Genomic DNA, 20,273 nt, shown 5'->3' on the forward strand with positions numbered 1-20,273 from the left:
GATCGAGTACATCGAGATGGAGTACAACAGCTGCCGGCTCCACTCGACCCTGGGCTACCAGACGCCGAGGGAGATTGAACTGGCAGCTGCGGCTTGAAAATGTGTCCGCTCTGACTTGACCAGAACAAGGACAGCCTTAACCGACACTATCTCGATGTGCCAGAGGATGCCTGGATCACCGATCACGCGCGGGCGATGCCCGGCGAGAAGAAAGACTCGGTTCACGGAGCCGTCGAGCTGGCCAACAGCGGGGGCGTTCGCCACCAGTACGGTATCCACAGCGCCGTGGGTGGCGACCACGATGCCCCGAACCCCGGAGACTACCTTTGCGCCGCGCTGGCGGCCTGCCTGCACTCAACGCTGCGCATGGTGGCTAAGCGCCTGGGCGTGACCATTCTGAACAGCGAGGTCATGGCCACAGCACAGGTGGATGTACGCGGGGCCCTGATGGTGGATTCAAGCGTGCCGGTGGGATTCCAGCGCCTGCATTGCGATGTGAGCCTGGAGGTGCCCGACGATACCGGCCAGCGAACTCTCAACACCCTGATGGCAAGCGCCGAGCACAGCTGCGTTGTATTCCAGACGCTGCAAAGTGGCACCAAAGTGACCACTGACTGGTGCATCGGCCAGATGTCCTGAAACCGGTAACGGCGCAAGACCATGTTTCAACGAGAGCGAACGGGAGAGATTTTATGATCCATACACAAAAATTAGTCGGAATTGCCACCATCTTGATGGCTTTGACTGTCAGTGCTGTCGCTGAGGCAGATGAACCGAAGCCGATCGCGGCGGAGCCGCTCACCCAGCGACACGTCTTTGACGGCGATGTCTCAGTCAGGATCACCCAGAAACTGGAAGGACTACCTGAACAGGCCATCTCGTTTGACGATGCATCGCATCTCACGGTGGTGCGGTTCACCATTCAGCCGGGCGCTGTTTTCCCATGGCACACCCACCCGGGCACGGTACTGATCACCGTCACTGAGGGCGACTTCGAGTTCATTTTCGCGGAAGACTGTGTGAATCGGAAGTACGGCCCCGGGGGCGCGTTGGTGGATCCGGGCGACACCGTCCACACGGCGCTGAACCCGAGCCGCACTGCGGAGACCGAGGTGGTTGCCGTGCTACTCGGTGCCCCCGCCGAAGGGGCGCTGACCCTTCCGGTTGATAAGGAACGGAGCGACGCCCTGGACACGGAGTGCGGCATCAAACGCACCTGATTCGGCGTGTGCGCCGGGCCAGGTCCTATTGAATCTGCAGCAGGGCATCCTCGATGTCCTTGCTGCACTTATATCAAGACACCCGCTGGCTGGCCGAACCCTGCCTCCCCTGCGGCTGCTACACTGTTGTCGGTATCGATAACCGCTGATTGGATGCGCAATCATGAGCGAACGTGTCGAGAAAGCGTCCGTGCCTCTGGAAAAGGTGCGCCGCTACCTGGAGCCGGGGCCCATCGTGCTGGTCTCGTCGGCTTGCGATGGGCAGCACAACATCATGACCATGGGTTGGCATACGGTGATGGCGTTCTCGCCGTCGCTGGTGGGCTGCATCATCTCTGGCGGCAACCACAGTTTCGAGATGATCCGCCGTAGCCGCGAATGCGTCATCAACCTGCCGACGACGGCCTTGACCGATCAAGTGGTGGGCATCGGCAACAGCAGCGGTGCCGAGGTCGACAAGTTCGAGCAGTTCGGGCTGACTGCCCAGCCGGCGGAGCGGGTGGGCGCCCCGCTGATCGATGAGTGCCATGCGCACTTCGAATGCCGCCTGTTTGACGACTCCCTGGTGGAGCGCTACGACTTCTTCATCTGGGAAGTCGTGTCGGCCCGCGCGGCGGTAGCGCCCGAGTACCCCGAGACCCTCCACTACACCGGCGACGGTGTCTTCATGGTGGCCGGCGAGATCATCGACCGGCGCGAGCAGTTCTTGCCCCAGATGCTGTAGGTCTTGTCCGACACGGCCATGGGCTTCCCCCCTCCCGCTCCCCAATCGCTTCGATGATGCTCTCGCAGAACCAGCGCTGTGAGGGGGAGCGGTTGGCCTGGGTCTGCCAGTGCAGCGCGACTTTGGCTGCGTCAATCACGTACGGTGCGTTTCTCGGACAAGAAGAAGGGGCGGGTGAAGTCGGCTGCGTCGCCGAGGCGCTGGGCGAGTTCCTCGAGCAGTCGGATACGCACTCCACCATGGTATAGCGCGTAGTAGCCGATCATGGGCAGGCGAGGGGTGGTCTCGAGAATCTCCAGCCCCTGCTCGCGGGCGAAACGCTGGACACAGAGTTTTGGCAATACGCTGATGCCACGCCCCGCCGCGACTAGGCCAACCAGCGCCAGCAGGTTATCGGCAGTCAGGTTGGCGGCGGCCATGCCCTGGTGGGAGAGCCAGCGATTGACGTCCTGTGCGAATCCGGAGCGCTTACCCTGGCTGATGAGTGTGTAGCGTTCGAGCGCTCCTATCGGGATGGGGCGAGGACCGTCCACCAAGTTCTCTCTGGCCATGAAGGCCATCTCCACCTCTTCCAGTAACAGGGCTTCCACGCCCGGCTGGGCGAAGGCCTCGGGGACCTGCGGTATCACCACCAGGTCCAGTTCTCCGTCCTGAAACTGCTGGTACAGGGTACGGCTCATGTCGATGGTGATGTCCAGCCGGATGTCGGGTCGCTCTGTGGTGTAATCCCTGAGGAAGCCCGGTAGCCAGGTAAGGGCGGCCAGATCGGTGAAGCCGATACGCACACGATGCAGTGTGCGCTCGGGTTGCTCGTTAAGCTCGAGGATCCGATTCGCGCCATCGAGCGTCGTGTAGGCCAGTTCCAGCAGCCGTTCCCCTTCCTCGGTTAGCCGCGCGTTGCGGCGTGAGCGGTCGAAGATGCAGAGGCCGGTGGCCTGCTCCAGCTCGGAGATGCGCTTGGAGACGGTGGACTGCGTTGCGTTGAGGCGCTGGGAGGCACGCTCGAACGTGCCGAGCTCGACCACCTGAACGAAAGTTTCGAGCTGCTTGAGGGTCAACATGGCGTCGCCGAATAATGAAAATTTCGACTTATAATATATGCAATTTATTCGCTTTTTTGAAAGAGTGGAGTGCTTTTAAGTAGTGGGTGAGTGCTCTTCGGCGTCAGGCTAGGGCTGGCCCCCGCCCAGCTACCTGTGCTGGCCATGAAAATATAACAGCAATAAGGAGTTAGAAGATGAAGACTCAACCCGTATCGATGCGAAAGGTGATGCTGGGCGCGATGACGGCGCTGCTTACGAGTGGCCTGAGCACAGCGACACTGGCAGCTGACTATCCCACCAAGCCAATTCAAATGATTGTCTCCTTTGGAGCAGGGGGCAGTACCGACACCATGGCGCGCATCTTCGCCAAGTACGCCGAGGAGGAGCTCGGCCAACGGGTAGTGGTGGTCAACCGGCCTGGTGCGGGCGGTGAACTGGGCTGGGTACACCTAGCCAATGCCGAGCCGGATGGTTACACGATCGGCCTGATCAACTCGCCAGTGGTGGAGGTATACCCCTTCACTCGCGAGGAGACCGTCGGCTACTCGCTTGACGAGATTCGGCCTCTCGCTAATGTGATTACCGATCCCGGTGTACTGGCGGTCGCTGCCGACAGTCCCTACCAGTCCCTGGATGACCTGGTCGCCGCAGTGCAGGACGATTCGGAATCGGTGGTTATCTCCCACGAGGGCGTTGGGGGGGACGATCATCTCGCCGCACTCAACTTCGCCGAGGAGGCGGGCATCGACCTGAGCTTCGTGTCCTACAACGGCAACGCCGAGGCGACCGCCGCGCTGCTGGGCGGCCACATCACCGCCTTCGAGGGCAACATGTCGGAAGCGGCAGCCCAGATCCAGGAAGGCAAGGTACGTGGGCTGGCGGTATGGGCCGACGAGCGGGTCGAAGCCATCGCCGATGTGCCCACCGGCAAGGAGCAAGGCTATGACGTCCAGTCCGCCGCGTCGCGTGGATTCGCCGTGCCGGCGGATGTGCCTCAAGACATCTACGACACCCTGCTGGACGTGACTCGCCGTGTCGTCGAGACCCCGGAATTCCGTGCTGAGATGGAGCAGCTCAACATGCCGGTCAACCCCATCTATGGGGAGGAGTACGTCGACTTCATTCAGGACAGCCACGATCGACTGAAGGCGCTCTGGGAGAAAGATCCCTGGATCGAGCAGTGATAGGACGCGCGGAGAGATAATCCCATGACTCTCGATACAATCGACCGTTGCGTGGCCGTGCTGGTGGGAGCGATGTGTGCGGCTGCGGTGGTCATGGGCCTGGGAATGCGAGGCGACGCGGGGGTCTTCCCCGTGATCGCCGGCACGTTGGGGGTGTTGGCCTGCGCGGGGATCGTGCTTGGCACCCTTCGCCGCCGTATCCCTGACGAGCTTCCCTCGCCGTTGGCATGGCAGCGCTTCACCGTATGGTGCTTGTGCGTGCTGGGGCTGCTCGGGCTGATGATCATGGCCGGCACCTTCGTTGCGTTGCCCTTGTTTCTGCTGGCCAGCTTGCGTTGGTTGGGCCACTTGCGGTGGCCAGCGGCCCTAGCCATCGCCGTGGCGTTCTCTGCCGTGATCTACGGGGTCTTCGTATACCTGCTGTCCGTGCCCCTGCCTGCCGGCTGGCTGGCAGGCTAGACGGCAGGCGACCTCAGCCAAGAGGCTTCCTATGGATGTACTGTTTCTTGCCCTCGGCAATGTGCTGACGCCGATGGCCTTGCTGACGCTGTTTCTCGGCACCCTGGCCGGCATGGCAATCGGCTCGCTGCCGGGGCTCTCCTCGACGATGGGCGTGGCCCTGTGCATTCCCATTACTTTCAGCATGCCGCCGGATCTGGCGCTCATCCTGCTCGGCGCGGTGTACGTCAGCTCGGTCTATGGCGGGTCGGTGACGGCGATCCTGTTGCGAACCCCGGGCACGGATGCCTCCATCGCCACCGCCCTCGATGGCTATCCGCTGGCCGAGGCCGGGCGGGGCGGCGAAGCGCTGGGCATGGCGACTCTCGCCTCGTTGTTCGGCGGGCTTTTCAGCGTGATCGTGCTGATCGCCATCGCCCCGCCGCTGTCCACCGTGGCGCTGGCCTTCGGCCCTCAGGAATACACCATACTAGCGATCTTCGGGCTGGTGACCATCGTCGGTGTGGCGTCGGATCGTCCGCTCAAGGGCGTTCTCTCGGCGGCGGTGGGGCTGGTACTGGCCTGTGTCGGTCTGGACGCCTTTACCGGCATGCAGCGCTTCACCTTCGGCTATGGCGAGCTATTCGATGGGGTGCCGCTGCTGCCGGTATTGATCGGGCTGTTCTCGGTCTCTCAGGCTTTCAACCTCTGCGTGCCCGAAGGCGGGGGCGTGCTGACGGGCAAGGGGCAGCCGCTCGAGGGGCGCCGCCTGCCGCTGTGGCACGATATCCGGCGCTGTCTGCGTACCCTGTTGCGCTCCTCGGTGATCGGTTCGATAGTCGGCATTCTACCCGGGGCCGGTACTAGCATTGCCTCTTTCATCTCCTACAACGAGGCGCGTCGTCACTCCCCGACTCCTGAGCGTTTCGGCAAGGGGGAGTTGGAAGGGGTGGCGGCCTCGGAGTCGGCCAACAACGCCGTGACCGGCGGCACGCTGATTCCCACCCTGACACTGGGCATTCCCGGCAATGCGGTGACGGCCGTGTTCGTCGGCGGCTTGACCATCCACGGCATGATTCCTGGGCCGAGCCTGTTCACCCAGCACGCTGAGACCACCTACACCCTGATCCTGTCTCTCTTCCTGGCCAACATCCTGTTTGCGGTGACTGGCCTGTGGTTGTGTCGCTATCTGGTGGTGGTGACCAAGGTACCAGGTGCCGTGCTGGGGCCGATGATCCTGATATTCAGTGTGATAGGCACTTATGCGCTGCGCAACGAGGTCTTCGATGTCTGGCTTGCGGTAGCCTTCGGCGTGCTGGGCTTCTTCATGGAGCGCTGGCGCTACCCCGCCGCACCTCTGGTGATCGCCCTGATCCTCGGTCCCATCCTCGAGGTCAACTTCCGCCGCTCGATGCAGATCGCTCACTGGGACCTGACTACCTTCTTCACCCGGCCCTTGTCACTGACGCTGTGCCTGCTGGTGGTGCTGGCGCTGGCGTATCCGCTCTGGACCCAGTGGCGTCGGGGCCGCAGCAGCGCCCAGCACTGATTCCCACTGCTTTTTCTAGGAAGGCCAGGGCGCCCATGGGCCTGACCGATGGAGATTTCGACCATGACGACAACGCCAACCTCCACCGCGACCGCACACCAGCCCCTCGCGGCGGAAGGTGCTTTTCTTCCGCGGGAATTGCTGAGCCAAGTACGGGGGCACTTCCTTCACGTGGATACCTGCCCCTTCACTGGAAAGCGGGTGTTCTTCGAGAATGCGGGTGGCTCGTTGACGCTCGAGTCGGTGGTAGCGCGCAGTGCCGAAGTTGCCGGCATTCCCGACAACGAGCACCGCGATAACCCCGCTTCCCATGCCGTGTCGCGGATCGTTTCCGCTGGGCGCGACGACCTGGCCACCTTTCTTGGCGCCAGTGGTGGGGTCATCTTCGGTGGCGAGACCGGTACTGAGTGCCTGTTCCGCGTGATCCGCGCCGCGGCACTCGCCGCCGAGGCGGGCGGCAGCATCGTCGCGTGCTCGGTGGAGCATCCTGCGACCTATGATGCCACCGCCCAGTGGGCGCGCCGCACCGGCCGCGACTGGATCGAGGTTCCCTTCGATGTCGAAACCGGCCGAGTGACGGCGGCGCACTACGCCGATTGCGTGCGTCCGGATACCCGCATCGCGACCATTCTGCATACCAGCCCGGTCACTGGCATGAGCATGGACGTCGCCGAGATCGCGCGAACCATCCGTGCCGTGGCCCCCGAGTGCACGATCATCGTCGACGGTATCCAGCATGCGCCCCATGGGTTCCTGGCCGTCGATGACTACGGTGTCGATGCCTATGTCATCTCGCCCTACAAGGCGTACTGTCGCTTCAACAACGGCTATGCATGGCTCTCCGATCGCCTGAGCGTGGTCGATCATGATCGGCTCTCGGGCAAGCCCGCCGATGCTTGGGAGTTGGGTAGCCGCGACCCGTCGGCCCTGGCCGGGGTCAGCGCAATGGTCGACTACCTCACCTGGCTGGGCGGACACTTTACCGAGGAGCCGTCTCGTCGTGCTTGTTTGGTCGCCGCCGGCGAGGCGATGTGCGCCCACGAGCGCGCTCTTGTGCATCGGTTGCTCCATGGCGGTGCGGGTCAGACCGGGCTGGTCGACTACCCTGGGCTACACCTGATTGGCCCGGTGGATTCACCGTACCGCGAGGGTGTGGTGTCGTTCGCCGTCGAGGGAGTCGATGCCAAGCAGGTGGTTGCCGAACTTGGGGCGCGGGGCATACGCGTCCATGCGCGAAGCGACGACGTCTACTCCGGCAACATCTTGCGCCCGCTTGGGCTCAAGGCGGTCACCCGAGTCTCGCTGGCGCATTACAACAGTGCCGACGAGATCGACGCCTGCCTGGTGGCCCTGGCTGAAGTGCTGCCGCGGCCGTAAAGCCTCTCCCTGTCGCCATGTTTTGCCCCAAGGCATGGCGACGACCGACCCTATTTGGCTTACGCTTTGCTTCACTCACCCAGCCTCAGCACCCCCGCTCCCCAATCGCTTCAATGATGCTCTCGCAGAACCAGCGCTGTGAGGGGGAGCGGCTGGCGTGTGCCTGCCAGTGCAGGGCGACCTCGAACTCGGGCACCTGAAAGGGCAGTTCTTGGATGGTCAGCGGCGAACCCTGCGTGAAACTGGCGGCGACCTGCAACGGCATGATCGCCACCAGGTCGCTGTCGTGGAGCACCTTCGGCAGTACCGAGAAGTGCGGGATCTCGAGGCTCACCTTGCGCTGAATGCCGCGTTGGCGCATCACTTCTTCCACCATCCCGTGCCCGGAAGACGAGGTCACGGCGACGTGGCGCGCGGCCATGAAGCGCTCGCGGGTCAGGGGGCCTTCCCCGAAGCGCTCCGGGTTGAGCAGGCACACGTAGCGGTCCTTCAATAGCACATGGCGCGCTATTGCCGTCCCCGTCAGCGGGCGGCTGCAGATCAGCGCATTGACCCGGCCGGCCGCCAGCCACTCCTCGGCGTGTTCGATCTCCAGCGGTACCACTTCCAGCTCGGCTTGCGGCGCCTGGTCGTGCAGGTGGCGCATGAGCGTCGGCAACAGCGCCATCTCCCCCAGGTCGGTCAGCGCCAGTCGGAAGCGGCGGGTACAGGTGGCCGGGTCGAAATCGCGGCTGCTCTCGATGGTGTCCTGAAGCTGCTGCAGGGCGTCACGCAGCGAGGGGTAGAGCTGGCGTGCCGTCATGGTGGGTTCCATGCCTTGGCGGGTACGCACGAACAGGCGGTCTTCGAACAGGTCGCGCAGCCGGGCCAGCGCATAGCTCACTGAGGGTTGGGTGACGTAAAGACGCTCGGCCGTCTGGGTGACGCTGCCGGTTTCGTACAGGAGCACGAAGGTGCGCATGAGGTTGAGGTCGACGTGGTTCATTGCATAGACACATTTTATTTTTGATAGAAAAAGTATCGATTTGCTCGATTGTAGCAGTGCCGGCTAGCGTGAAGGCACGTACTGCACCAAGGACAAGGAATCGAGCATGCCGAGCGTTCACGCCGTCACCTATTCGCTCCTGCGCCGCCAGGGCATCACGACCGTCTTCGGCAATCCCGGCTCCAACGAACTGCCGTTCCTCAAGGGGTTTCCCGAGGACTTCCGCTATGTGCTGGGGCTGCACGAAGGGGTGGTGGCCGGGATGGCCGACGGCTACGCGCTGGCCAGCGGCCGGCCGGCGTTCGTCAATCTGCACGCCGCGGCGGGCACCGGCAACGCCATGGGGGCGCTGACCAACGCCTGGTATGCCCACTCGCCGCTGGTGATCACCGCCGGGCAGCAGGCGCGTTCGATGATCGGCGTGGAGTCGATGCTGGCCAACGTCGAAGCGCCGCAACTGCCCAAGCCGCTGGTCAAGTGGAGCTACGAGCCGGCCTGCCCCGAGGACGTGCCGCGTGCCCTGAGCCAGGCGATCCACAGCGCCTCGCTGCCGCCGCGCGGCCCGGTCTATGTCTCGATTCCCCATGACGACTGGGATCGCGACGCCGGAGAAGACGCCGAGCTGGTGGTGGCGCGCGAGATCGACCACGCCGGGGTGCCGTCATCCGTGCAGATCGAGCGATTGGCCGAACGGCTCGATGCCGCCGACAACCCGGTGCTGGTGCTGGGGCCCGAGGTCGATGCCCGCCAGGCCAACGGGCTGGCCGTGGCGCTGGCCGAACGCCTGCGTCTGCCGGTATGGGTGGCGCCTTCCGCCTCGCGCTGCCCCTTTCCCAACCGTCATCCCTGCTTCCGCGGCGTGCTGCCGGCGGCCATTGCCGGTATCACCGCACACCTGGAGGGGCACGACCTGATCGTGGTCGTCGGCGCCCCGGTGTTCCGCTATCACCAGTATGCACCGGGGCGTTACCTGCCCGAGGGGGCGCGGCTGGTGCACGTGACCGGCGATGCTGTGGAGGCGGCCCGGGCGCCCATGGGCGATGCCCTGGTGGGCGACGTTCACGCCACCCTCGAGGCGCTGCTGCCGCATATCGCGCCGAGCGAGCGGGCCATGCCCGAACCGTTGCTGAAGCCGGCTGCGGTTGAGGATGGCGAGGGGCGCCTGGCGCCGGCCAACGTATTCGACACCCTCGATGCGCTGGCGCCGGAGGATGCCATCTACGTCAAGGAGTCGACCTCGACGGTGGAGCTCTTCTGGGAGCGCGTCGCGATGCGCGAGCCCGGCAGTTACTTCTTTCCCGCTGCGGGGGGGCTCGGCTTCGGTCTGCCGGCGGCGCTGGGCGTGCAGCTCGCCCAGCCGCAGCGTCAGGTGATCGGCGTGATCGGCGACGGTTCGGCCAGCTACGCCATCACCGCGCTGTGGAGCGCCGCGCGGTACCGGATTCCGGCGGTGCTGATCATTCTCAGGAATGATACCTACGGCGCCCTGCGCGGCTTCGCCCGCCATATGCAGGTGGACGACGCCCCCGGGCTCGACGTGCCGGACATCGACTTCTGCGCACTGGCGCGCGGCTATGGGGTCGAAGCGCGCCTGGCCGATTCCCGCGATGCCCTGGCGGCAGCGCTGCAGGAAGGTTTCGCCATGGACCGACCGCTGCTGATCGAGGTGCCGACCCTGCCTTCCTGACGAGGCCGGGGACAGCCGATACAACGACAAACAAGAGAGGACACCGTCATGAAACACGCCATCTCACGCCTGATGATCGCCACGTCCGCGCTGGGGCTGTGCGCCTCGGTCGGTGCCGAGACCACCCTGCGCATGGCGCATCTCTGGCCGGAAGGTTCGGCGGTCAATCAGGATATCTACCAGGCCTGGGCGGAGCAGGTGGAGCAGGATTCCGAGGGTCAGCTCAAAGTCGAGATCTATCCCTCACAGACGTTGAGCAAGGCCGATCAGGCCTATGACGCGACGGTCAACGGCATCGCCGATATCACCGTCACGCTGCAGGGCTATACCGCCGGGCGCTTCCCGCTCACCGAGATCGTGCAACTGCCCGGTATCGTCAACAGCGCCTCCCAGGGCGCATGCATCCTGCAGACCCTCTTTGAAGAAGGGGACATCGCCGGGGAGTACGACGACACCCGGGTGCTGTTCCTGTTCACCACTGGGCCGGCTTACCTGCATACCCGCGACACCGAGATCCGCACGCCGGCCGACCTCGAAGGCCTGCGCATCCGTCGCCCCAGCGAGGTGGCCGGCGAGATGCTCGCCAGCATGGGCGCTCAGCCCCTGGGCATGCCGGCGCCGGACATCTTCACCTCGCTACAGCGCGGGGTGATGGATGGCCTGAGCTTTCCCTGGGAGGCGATGAAGGTGTTTCGCATCAACGAGCTGACGAACTATCACCTGCAGGTGCCGTACTACGCCGGCACCATCGTGGCGACGATGAGCCAGGCGAGCTACGAGCGGCTTTCCCCCGAGATGCAGGCGGTGATCGACGAGAACAGCGGCATGGAATGGGCCCTTCGGGCAGGGCAGGTCTTCGATGCGCTCGACGAGGCCGGGCGCGAGGAAGCCGTGGCCCAGGGCGACACCATCCACGAGGTGGAGGCTCCGCTCGACGACCCCGACTGGTCCGGTCCGCTCGAGCAGGGTACCGAGAACTATCTCGAGCGGCTCGAGGAGCGTGGTCTGGACGAGGCCCGCGACATTCATCGGAAGGCGCTGGCCTTGCGCGAGCAGTGCGAAGCATGAGCGCTAGCGTTAGGATGCTAACGAGCCCACGAGAATGGCTCACGAATAACGATCTGGAGCACGCCATGAATACCCTGGAATTGCTGATCGGCGGCCAGCCCCGGCCCGCCCACGAGTCCACCACCTTCGAGCGCGCCAATCCGCTGAGCGGCCAGGCCGTTACCCAGGCGGCGGCCGCTTCGGTCGAGGATGCCAAAGGGGCGGCGGACGCCGCGGCGAAGGCTTTCGAGACCTGGTCGCAGAGTGGCCCCGGCGAGCGCCGCGCCAAGCTGCTCAAGGCCGCCGACCTCATGGAAGCCCGTCAGGCCGAGTTCATCGAACGCATGGTGGACGAAACCGGCGCCACCCCGGGCTGGGCCGGCTTCAACGTGATGGTGGCCGCCGGCATGCTACGCGAGGCGGCATCGTTGACCACCCAGGTGCAGGGCGACGTGATCCCTTCCGACGTGCCCGACAACCTGGCCATGGGCGTGCGCGTGCCGTGCGGCGTGGTCGTGGGCATCGCGCCCTGGAACGCGCCGATCATCCTCGGCACCCGGGCCGTGGCCACGCCGCTGGCGTGCGGCAACACGGTGATCCTCAAGGCCTCGGAGCAGTGCCCGGCCACCCACCATCTGATCGGCGAGGTGCTGGTCGAGGCGGGGCTCGGCGACGGAGTGGTCAACGTGATCACCAATGCGCCAGCGGATGCCCCGGAGGTGGTGGAAGCGCTGATCGCGCATCCCGAGGTGGCGCGCATCAACTTCACCGGCTCCACCGGGGTGGGGCGGATCATCGCCGAGAAGGCCGCGCGCCATCTCAAGCCGGTGCTGCTGGAACTGGGCGGCAAGGCGCCCCTGCTGGTGCTGGACGATGCCGACCTGGATGCCGCCGTGGATGCGGCGATCTTCGGCGCCTTCTTCAACCAGGGGCAGATCTGCATGTCCACCGAGCGGCTGATCGTCGATGCCTCGGTCGCCGATGCTTTCGTCGAGAAGCTCGCTGCCCGTGCCGCGGCGCTCGAGGCCGGCGATCCGCGTGACGACGGCAATGCGCTAGGTACCCTGATCGATGCCGAGTCGGGGCACAAACTCAATGCGATGCTCGACGATGCCGAAGCCAAGGGGGCGCGTCTGGCCAGCGGCGGCAGAGCCGACGGCGTGATCATGCAGGCCACCGTCGTCGATGGGGTGATGCCCGACATGCGGCTGTATCGCGAGGAGTCCTTCGGGCCGGTGGTGGCGGTGATCCGCGTCGACGGCGAGGAGGAGGCCGTTCGGGTCGCCAACGACAGCGAGTACGGCCTGTCGGCGGCGGTGTTCAGCCGCGACACGGCGCGCGCCCTCAAGGTGGCCGGACGCATCCGCTCGGGCATCTGCCACATCAATGCCCCGACCGTGCACGACGAGCCGCAGATGCCCTTCGGCGGCGTCAAGTCCAGCGGCTACGGCCGCTTCGGCGGCAAGGCCGGCATCGAGGCGTTCACCGAGCTGCGCTGGCTCACGCTGCAGCTAGGGCCACGGCACTATCCGATTTGACCCTTGGTTGCCGAGCGGCCTTCGCAAGGCTGAGCGGGCTCGAGCCCCGCTCAGCCTCCCTTCCGGGCCTCGATGATGCGATCGAGCAGGCCCAGGAGCCACTCACGCTCTCCCTCCTTCATGAAGGAATCGAAGTTCTCTTCACCCGCCGAGACCTTGCGATTGAGCCGCTCGGTGAAGGTCTTGCCCTTGTCGGTCAGGTAAAGCGCATAGGAGCGGCGGTCATCCTTCGACTTGCGCCGCTCTACGACTTCCATGCTCTCGAGCTTGTCGATGGCCGCCACCATGGCGGAGCGGTCCACGTCCAGGGCCGTGGACACGGCGGTCTGGGTGAGCCCCGGGTTGTGATAGATGATGGCGAGGATGCTGAACAGCCCCGGTGTGATGCCTTCCTGGGCGCAAGCCTCGAAGAACACGTCGAAGTAGACGAGCTGCGCCCGGCGTAGCTTATAGCCGAGACGCGATTGCAGCATGGAGTAGTCGATACCGTTCTGGTCGTCGTTGCTCATAGATTGGTCGGCCCTGACGTTGGGTGAGCCACGCGGCGGCAAGCAGCAATCAGCCTATCGAAAACCGGTCGGTTAGGCCCGTTAGCGCATCAAACTTTAGTCGTGTCTCGACCAGTGAGTTCGTGACCGAGACATGCTGTCATGCGCATATCATGCTGATATTGAAAGATTATTTTGCCTTCCGTTGGCCCCATTAAGCAGAATGTTATGCCGGCAAAATGTTTGACATGCCAACAGTTTAAAAAAATACTGGGTTGCATGTTACCAAGGCTCCCAAGCCGAGGGTAGCGAGATGCCCCTTTCGATGCTGATAACGATCACAAACAGCAGGAGCGCCCATGTCTTACCCCTTCCGCGATGTCCGCTTGGGCACCGCCACGGCCAAGCTGATCCCGCGCGCTGACGGAACCCAGCTTCTCAACGTCGAGGAGCCCCTAGGCGATTACCCTGACACCCTGCTCGACTGCCTGGAACGCTGGGCCGACGAGGCGCCCGACCGCACCTTCGTCGCACGACGCGGTGCCAGCGGCGAATGGCAGCGCCTGAGCTATGCCGAGACCCTGACGCGAGTGCGCTGTCTGGCGCAGGGGCTGCTGAACCACGGCCTGAGCGTCGAGCGGCCCCTGGCCATCCTCAGCGGCAATTCCATCGAGCATTTGCTGCTGGCGCTGGCGGCCATGTACGTGGGCATTCCCTTTGCCCCCGTCTCGCCGGCCTATTCGCTGGTCAGCCGCGATTTCGGCAAGCTGCGCCATATCGTCGAACTGCTCACCCCCGGCATGCTGATGGTCGACAAGGCCCAGGATTTTGCCCCTGCCGTGGCGGCGGTGCGGCCGGCCGACTGTGACTGTCTCGCCGTCGACCCGGCAGGCCATACGGGTATGCGTGCCTTTGGCGAGCTGCTGGAGACGCCCGTAACCGCGGCGGTGGATGAAGCCCGCGCGGCCGTCACCCCTGAAACCATCGTCAAGATCCTGTTCACCTCCGGCTCCACCGGCATGCCCAAGGGGGTCATCAACACCCACCGCATGCTCTGCGCCAATCAGGAGATGCTGGCCTCCCTGATGCCTTTCATGCGCGATGAGCCTCCGGTCCTGGTGGACTGGCTGCCCTGGAACCACACCTTCGGTGGCAACCATAACGTCGGCATCGTGCTCTACAACGGCGGGACCCTCTACATCGACGATGGCCGCCCCGTACCGGGCGAGTTCGAGACCACTATCGCCAATCTGCGCGAGATCGCGCCGACGGTCTACTTCAACGTGCCCAAGGGCTTCGAGATCCTGGTGGATTACCTCAAGCGCGAGGATGACCTGCGCGAGACCTTCTTCTCCCGCCTCAATCTGATGTTCTTCGCCGCGGCGGGGCTCTCCCAGCACATCTGGGACGAACTCGACCGCTTGGCCATCCGGACCCTGGGCTGCAAGGTGGGCATGCTGACCGGCCTGGGCGCTACCGAGACCGCCCCCTCGGCGATGTTCGCCTCGCTGGAGGAGTCCCGCTCCGGCGTGGTGGGCCTGCCGGCGCGTGGGGTGACGATCAAGCTGGTGCCCAACGGCGGCAAGCTGGAGTGCCGGGTGCAGGGGCCCAGCGTGATGCCGGGCTACTGGCGTCAGCCCGAGATCACCGCCAGGAGCTTCGACGAAGAGGGGTTCTACTGCCTGGGCGATGCGGTCAAGTTCATCGACCCGGACGACCCTCAGCGCGGCATGCGCTTCGACGGGCGCATCTCCGAGGACTTCAAGCTGGATACCGGCACCTGGGTCAGCGTCGGGCCGCTGCGGGCGCGCATCATCGAAGCCGGTGCCCCCCATGTGAAGGACGTGGTGATCGCCGGGCTCGATCGGCCCTATGTCACGATCATGGTATTTCCGGACCTGGAGAAGTGTCGTGAGCTGGCAGGACTGGGCCGCGAGGCCGATGCCGCCACGGTGCTGGCCAGCCAGCCGGTGCGCGAGCGCTTCCTGCAGATGCTGCGCGATCTGGACGCCCACAGCACGGGCAGCTCCACGCGGGTGCGCCGAGCGGTGCTGCTCGACGAGCCGCCGCGGCTGGATGCCCACGAGGTCACCGACAAGGGCTCGATCAACCAGCGGGCCGTGCTCGACAACCGCGCCGCCGTCGTCGACGAGCTGTATCGCGAACCATCGCCGCCGCATGTGCTGAGTCTCGACTGAGAGGCACCCAGGATTTTCTCCATGCCGACTCATACCCATGTTAGGACCGTCGAGTGGGGCGACTGCGATCCGGCGGGGATCGTCTTCCATCCCCGCTATCTGGCCTATTTCGATCATGCCACCAATCTCTTGTTCGCCAGTGCCGGTCTAGCCTTGTCGACGCTGCAGGAACGCTTCGAGGCGATCGGCTACCCGGTGGTCGATCTGCGCAGCCGCTTTCTCACGCCCTGCCATTACGGTGATGAGGTTCGCATCGAGACGCGGATCGTCGAGTTTCGCAACAGCAGCTTCGATATAGACCATCGCTTGTATCGTGGGGATGCCTTGGCCGTGGAGGCGACGGTGACCCGCGTTTGGGTGGGACGACATCCACGGAATGCCCAGCGCTTGCAAGCTCTGCCGGTGCCTGAGGAAGTGAAGCAGGCCTTGCAGCAGGTAGAGGGCTATCCGTGATGCGATGTTGCTCACTGCGCCCTCGGCAAGCTGATCTTGAAACCGGATTGGAGGTGATAAGCCCCTGGCGTTCTTCTCCGTGATGGAGCGTTAGAGGCTCAGCCGGCGTTGCGGATCGGTACTCGGCTCAGCGCGTTGTTCTCGTCGGCCATGCGTTGCAGCAGGCTGCACAGGGTCTCGCGCTCCTCCTCGGTCAGTGGGCCGAGGATCTCGTCCTGGGTCTGGAGCACGGCGGGCTCGGCCTCCATGCGCAGCGTCTCTCCCTCGGGCGTGAGGGTGACAATCATTGAACGGCGATCCTCGGGATTGCGCTGCCGGGTGACCAGGCCGCGCTCCTCGAGCTTACGCACCACCACTGCCACGGTATTGCGGTCCAGAGCGGTGTGACCGCCCAGGGTGATCTGATCCAGTGGCCCTTTCTCGTCCAGGGCGGAGAGCACCACATACTGCAACTGGGTCAAGTTGTACTCTTCGCACTTCCTGAGGAAGATCGCCACGCTGATCTGGTGGCAGCGCCTCAGCAGGTTGCCGGGGAGAGAGTTGGCTTTGGTGAGGGGCGATCCGGTCATGATGGCGATTCTCGATGAAGCGTAAGCGATAAGGACGCTGTGGCCGGGTGCGTGGGCAGTCGGCCACGGTGCGGTACTGCTGCCCCGTTTCACCCGGCATGAGGGTGGTTCTCTGGCAGGGCATCGACGAAGGCAGGCAACTGCAGACAGTTGTCATAGATGTTTTGCAGGACAGGGTAGCGCGACATGTCGACGTCGAAGCGGCGGTTGTTAGCGACCTGGGCGAACAGACAGAGGTCGGCCAGGCCGGGGGCATCACCATAGCAGAACTGACTGCGCCGGACATCGCCGGCCAGCTGTTTCTCCAGGGGGGGGAAGCCCTGGTCGACCCAGTAGCGAAACCATGCGCCCACTGATTGCTCGTCAGCACCTAGCTCGCCGCCGAGGTATTGCAGCACTCGCAGGTTGTTGACCGGATGGATATCGCAGGCGATGGCGTGTGCCAGCGAGCGCACCCAGGCGCGATCCAGCAGGTCGCTGGGCAGCAGGGGCGGTTCGGGGTGCGTCTCGTCCAGATACTCGATGATCGCTAGGGACTGGCCAAGCACGCTGCCATCTTCGAGCTGCAGGGCCGGCACCAGGCCCTGCGGGTTGAGTGCCAGGAAGCCTTTGGACTGGTGCTGCCTGTCGCGCAGCACATAGGAGACGTGCTCGTAGGCCAGCCCCTTGAGGTTCAGGGCCGCGCGGACCCTGACCGAGGCGGAGCTGCGAAAGAAGTTGTGCAGGACCAGGCTCATATCCCCTCCCGCGGCGCCACGATGGTGATCGAATGATCGCCCACGCCGTCGATGCCGCCGGTAACCTTGTCGCCGACCTGCAGCGGGCCAACACCGGCCGGGGTGCCGGTGTAGATCAGGTCGCCGGGCTGAATGCGCATGGTGTGAGAAAGGATGGAGACGATCTCTTCCACGTCCCAGATTAGATCGGCGATATCCTGGTCCTGCTTGATCTCGTCGTTGACCGCCAGCCAGATGCGGCCGGTAGTGGGGTGCCCGATCTCGCTGGCCTTGCGCAGCGGCGAGATCACTGCGGATTCGTCGAACGCCTTGCCCCAGTCCCAGGGCCGCCCCTTCTCGCGGGCCTCGAGTTGCAGGTCGCGGCGGGTCAGGTCGTTGCCGGCAGCATAGCCGTAGATGTATTCCCTGGCCTTGTCCGTCGGAACCTGGAATCCGGCCTTGCCGATGGCCACGACGAGTTCCATCTCGTAGTGGAAGTTCTGGGTCTCAGGCGGATAGGGGACGTCGCTGCCGTCCGGAACGATGGCATCGGCCGGCTTGGTGAAGAAGAAGGGAAATTCGCGGCTCGGGTCGCGACCCATCTCGCGGGCGTGGGCTTCATAGTTGCGGCCCACGCAGAAGATACGGCGCACCGGAAAGCGTTGGTCGTCACCTTCGATGGCGACGCTGGTAACGGGGTAGGGTTCGAAAACGTAGTCTGTCATGGTGATGGCACCTGTTCTTGGGTAGTGGCTTGGTTTGGGGCTTTCCAGGCGTCTTACTGAACGCCGCGGTTTTCGCGCCAGATCCCCAGCTTTTGCTGGGCGACGCGGTCGGAGTAGCTGAACAGCACGGCGTCCTCGTCGGCCTCATGTACCACCGGGGACCAGCTGGGTACCACGAAGATATCCTTGGGCTTCCAAGCGAAGGTGGTGTCGCCGATGGTGGTGCGGCCGGTGCCCTCGACGACGCTGAACACCGTGGCGTCGGTACAGCGGTAGCCGGCGGTCTTGAAGCCCTTGGGCAGCAGCTGCACGAAGGGCGCGATGGTGGGCATGGCGAAGCCGCCGTCTACCGGATTGACATAGCGCATTTTGAGACCGTGGCAAGGGTCCCACTCGTCACGCTGGCGCATGGTCTCCAGCGCCTCGCGGGTGCGCTCGTAAGGGTAATTGAAGATGGGCGAGGCCAGACCGCGCTTCTCGAAGTCAACCGGCAGCATGTTGGCGCCGTAGCGTGCCAGCGAGTCGCCAGTGGGCCTGGTGATCGCTTGCATGTCCTCGTTCAAGCTCTCGGCGAAGGAGGCGTCATAGAACGAAACCATGGGGATATCCAGACCATCCATCCAGATCATCGGTTGGTCGGACTCGTTGCCGTGGTCGTGCCAGGCCCAGGGTGGCGTGATCACGAAGTCGCCTTCTTGCATGATCGTGCGCTCGCCGTTGACCGCGGTGCAGGCACCGCCACCGTCCATCACGAAGCGCAGTGCCGACTGACTGTGGCGGTGTGCCGGGGCTACCTCTCCGGGCATCACCAGCTGCAGGCCGGCATACAGTGAGGTGGTAATGCGGCTTTGCCCGCGCAGCCCGGGGTTCTCGAGGATCAGTACCCGGCGCTCGGCTTCCTTGGCGGTGATCAGCTCGCCGGCCTCCATCAGCAATTGCCGGGCCGTTGCGAAGTCCCAGAGGTGCGGCTCGCAGCCGCTCCTGGGGGTAGGGGTGATGATATCACTGAGCACGTTCCACAGAGCGCTGAAGTCCTGCTTGGCAAGTTTCTCGTAGTAGGCCTCGCGCTCGGGCGAGCGTTGCGGCTTTTCGGTAAGCGACATGGTCTGTTCTCCTATGAACTCAGCTGTCTTGTGACGTGGTGACGTTGCTCAGGCCGCTGCCGCCGTAGAGCCACTCGATGCGATCGTAGAAATCGTCGGGACTCATGGCGCGCATGGTGGCGTTGCGCATGGCCGCCTTGCCGTCGGCCGGGTGGTAGATGTACTCGCCCATCAGGCGTGAGTAGGTTTGCACTCGGGCGGTGCGTGAGAATCGGTCGTTGCGGTAGGCCTCGAAGGCGTTACCCAGGTCTTCCTTATCGCCGAGGTGATAGGAGAGGCAGACGGCGTCCTCCATGGCCATGCAGGCTCCCTGGGCCATGTACTGCAGCATCGGGTGGGCGGCGTCGCCGAGCAGTACCACACGGCCGTCGATCCACTGCTCGTTGGGATCGCGGTCACATAGCACCCACATCTTCCAGTCCTTGCCGTGCTCGATGATCTGGCGCGGACGCTCGGCGATATGCGCGAAGCCTCGGTAGACCTCTTCCTTGGTCACCGGCTTACCGGCCACCGGCTCGGGGGCGTCGTTGTGGTAGGTCACCACCAGGTTATAGACCTCGCCACCCTTGAGCGGGTAGTGGACGATATGGCACTTGGGGCCGGCCCACAGCGTGGCGGCGTTCCAGCGCAGTTCCTCGGGCATCTGCTCGGTGGGGATCACCGAACGGTAAGTGGTGTGTCCCGAGACCCGTGGCGCGCCGTCGCCGACCAGCTTCTGGCGGATCGGCGACCACAAGCCCTCGGCGCCGATCAGGGCGCGGCCGGTGAATCGCTCGCCGTTTTCGAGGATGGCGATGACACCTTCGGCGGACTGTTGGTAGCCCTCGACTCGCGAGCGGGTACGAATCTCGATCAGATCGCTGGCCTCGCAGGCATCCAGCAGCACCTTGTGCAGATCGGCGCGATGCACCACTGCATAGGGGTTGTTGAAGCGCTTGCGGAACTTGTCGCCCAGGGGGATGGCGGCGATCCGACGATCCTCGATAGCATCCATCAGTAGCAGGTCATCGATGTAGACCGCCTTGGCGCGCGCTTCGTCGCCGACGCCGAGGTAGTCGAAGGCGTGGAAGGCGTTGGGACCGATCTGGATGCCGGCACCGATCTCGCCGAGCTCGGGGGCTTGCTCCAGCACCAGGGAAGGAACGCCCTGGCGGGCCAGCCCCAGGGCGGCGGCCAGGCCGCCGATGCCGCCGCCGGCGATGATGATGGTGTCGTTGCTCATATGAGGC

20 protein-coding genes are annotated in these 20,273 nt (G+C 64.4%); 12 read left to right on the plus strand and 8 right to left on the minus strand.

Translation table 11 applies throughout. The features are described from left to right. Positions 1-156 precede the first annotated feature (156 nt). The 3 genes from GFD32_RS08570 (at position 157) to GFD32_RS08580 (ending at position 1,944) form a co-directional block, all read left to right on the plus strand. Positions 157-639, plus strand: coding sequence for an OsmC family protein (locus GFD32_RS08570; protein WP_205599068.1), 483 nt, complete (start codon positions 157-159; stop codon positions 637-639). 53 nt (positions 640-692) lie between these two features. Further along, on the plus strand, positions 693-1,220 hold the full coding sequence (locus GFD32_RS08575) for a cupin domain-containing protein (RefSeq protein ID WP_163576144.1): 528 nt from the start codon (positions 693-695) through the stop codon (positions 1,218-1,220). A 163-nt stretch (positions 1,221-1,383) separates the two neighbouring features. Next, a complete protein-coding gene (locus GFD32_RS08580) occupies positions 1,384-1,944 on the plus strand; it encodes a flavin reductase family protein (protein ID WP_163576145.1) in 561 nt (186 codons plus the stop codon). Positions 1,945-2,075: 131 nt separating this feature from the next. Here the strand turns inward: GFD32_RS08580 and GFD32_RS08585 are convergent, their stop codons facing one another. Further along, positions 2,076-3,005: a LysR family transcriptional regulator gene (locus GFD32_RS08585; protein ID WP_163576146.1), complete on the minus strand. Its 930-nt coding sequence runs from the start codon at positions 3,003-3,005 to the stop codon at positions 2,076-2,078. A gap of 176 nt (positions 3,006-3,181) precedes the next feature. On the opposite strand from GFD32_RS08585, the gene GFD32_RS08590 reads away from it, so the two are divergent. From GFD32_RS08590 to GFD32_RS08605, 4 genes are all read left to right on the plus strand, one after another. Continuing rightward, positions 3,182-4,171 (plus strand): Bug family tripartite tricarboxylate transporter substrate binding protein, encoded by a 990-nt coding sequence (locus GFD32_RS08590; protein ID WP_163576147.1) that lies wholly within the window; start codon positions 3,182-3,184, stop codon positions 4,169-4,171. 24 nt (positions 4,172-4,195) lie between these two features. After that, the gene (locus tag GFD32_RS08595; RefSeq protein ID WP_163576148.1) at positions 4,196-4,630 is read left to right on the plus strand and encodes a tripartite tricarboxylate transporter TctB family protein; all 435 of its coding nucleotides are present in this window, start codon (positions 4,196-4,198) and stop codon (positions 4,628-4,630) included. Positions 4,631-4,661: 31 nt separating this feature from the next. Continuing rightward, on the plus strand, positions 4,662-6,158 hold the full coding sequence (locus GFD32_RS08600) for a tripartite tricarboxylate transporter permease (protein ID WP_163576149.1): 1,497 nt from the start codon (positions 4,662-4,664) through the stop codon (positions 6,156-6,158). Between the two features lie 63 nt (positions 6,159-6,221). Next, positions 6,222-7,535 carry an aminotransferase class V-fold PLP-dependent enzyme gene (locus GFD32_RS08605; protein WP_163576150.1) on the plus strand — a complete coding sequence of 438 codons (1,314 nt, stop codon included), beginning with the start codon at positions 6,222-6,224 and terminating at the stop codon, positions 7,533-7,535. 85 nt (positions 7,536-7,620) lie between these two features. On the opposite strand, the gene GFD32_RS08610 is transcribed toward GFD32_RS08605, so the two are convergent. Next, a complete protein-coding gene (locus GFD32_RS08610; RefSeq protein WP_163576151.1) occupies positions 7,621-8,520 on the minus strand; it encodes a LysR family transcriptional regulator in 900 nt (299 codons plus the stop codon). 106 nt (positions 8,521-8,626) lie between these two features. Between GFD32_RS08610 and mdlC the strand changes: the two genes are divergently transcribed. From mdlC to GFD32_RS08625, 3 genes are all read left to right on the plus strand, one after another. Continuing rightward, positions 8,627-10,207, plus strand: coding sequence for a benzoylformate decarboxylase (mdlC, locus tag GFD32_RS08615; protein WP_163576152.1), 1,581 nt, complete (start codon positions 8,627-8,629; stop codon positions 10,205-10,207). Between the two features lie 48 nt (positions 10,208-10,255). Beyond that, positions 10,256-11,275 (plus strand): TRAP transporter substrate-binding protein, encoded by a 1,020-nt coding sequence (locus GFD32_RS08620; RefSeq protein WP_163576153.1) that lies wholly within the window; start codon positions 10,256-10,258, stop codon positions 11,273-11,275. A gap of 65 nt (positions 11,276-11,340) precedes the next feature. Next, on the plus strand, positions 11,341-12,792 hold the full coding sequence (locus GFD32_RS08625) for an aldehyde dehydrogenase (RefSeq protein WP_163576154.1): 1,452 nt from the start codon (positions 11,341-11,343) through the stop codon (positions 12,790-12,792). A 50-nt stretch (positions 12,793-12,842) separates the two neighbouring features. Here GFD32_RS08625 and GFD32_RS08630 read toward each other — a convergent pair whose 3' ends face one another. Next, on the minus strand, positions 12,843-13,301 hold the full coding sequence (locus tag GFD32_RS08630) for a MarR family winged helix-turn-helix transcriptional regulator (protein ID WP_163576155.1): 459 nt from the start codon (positions 13,299-13,301) through the stop codon (positions 12,843-12,845). Between the two features lie 338 nt (positions 13,302-13,639). Between GFD32_RS08630 and GFD32_RS08635 the strand changes: the two genes are divergently transcribed. Together GFD32_RS08635 and GFD32_RS08640 are read left to right on the plus strand one after the other, a co-directional pair. Continuing rightward, the gene (locus tag GFD32_RS08635) at positions 13,640-15,478 is read left to right on the plus strand and encodes a feruloyl-CoA synthase (protein ID WP_163576156.1); all 1,839 of its coding nucleotides are present in this window, start codon (positions 13,640-13,642) and stop codon (positions 15,476-15,478) included. 21 nt (positions 15,479-15,499) lie between these two features. Further along, complete coding sequence (locus GFD32_RS08640) at positions 15,500-15,931, plus strand: acyl-CoA thioesterase (protein ID WP_163576157.1); 432 nt, start codon at positions 15,500-15,502, stop codon at positions 15,929-15,931. Positions 15,932-16,029: 98 nt separating this feature from the next. Here GFD32_RS08640 and GFD32_RS08645 read toward each other — a convergent pair whose 3' ends face one another. The 5 genes from GFD32_RS08645 to GFD32_RS08665 all read right to left on the minus strand — a co-directional run bounded on the left by GFD32_RS08645 (position 16,030) and on the right by GFD32_RS08665 (position 20,266). Further along, positions 16,030-16,500 (minus strand): MarR family winged helix-turn-helix transcriptional regulator, encoded by a 471-nt coding sequence (locus GFD32_RS08645; RefSeq protein ID WP_163576158.1) that lies wholly within the window; start codon positions 16,498-16,500, stop codon positions 16,030-16,032. A gap of 89 nt (positions 16,501-16,589) precedes the next feature. Next, complete coding sequence (gene maiA / locus GFD32_RS08650; RefSeq protein ID WP_163576159.1) at positions 16,590-17,237, minus strand: maleylacetoacetate isomerase; 648 nt, start codon at positions 17,235-17,237, stop codon at positions 16,590-16,592. Further along, complete coding sequence (locus GFD32_RS08655) at positions 17,234-17,941, minus strand: fumarylacetoacetate hydrolase family protein (RefSeq protein ID WP_163576160.1); 708 nt, start codon at positions 17,939-17,941, stop codon at positions 17,234-17,236. Before GFD32_RS08655 ends, maiA begins: the two co-directional genes overlap by 4 nt. Positions 17,942-17,994: 53 nt before the next feature. After that, entirely contained in the window at positions 17,995-19,044 is a 1,050-nt protein-coding gene (gene gtdA / locus GFD32_RS08660) for a gentisate 1,2-dioxygenase (RefSeq protein WP_163576161.1), read from the minus strand. A gap of 19 nt (positions 19,045-19,063) precedes the next feature. Continuing rightward, complete coding sequence (locus GFD32_RS08665; RefSeq protein WP_163576162.1) at positions 19,064-20,266, minus strand: 3-hydroxybenzoate 6-monooxygenase; 1,203 nt, start codon at positions 20,264-20,266, stop codon at positions 19,064-19,066. Between the last annotated feature and the right edge of the window lie 7 nt (positions 20,267-20,273).

The sequence above is a fragment of the Halomonas faecis genome, assembly GCF_010993975.1.
Classification (GTDB): domain Bacteria; phylum Pseudomonadota; class Gammaproteobacteria; order Pseudomonadales; family Halomonadaceae; genus Halomonas; species Halomonas faecis.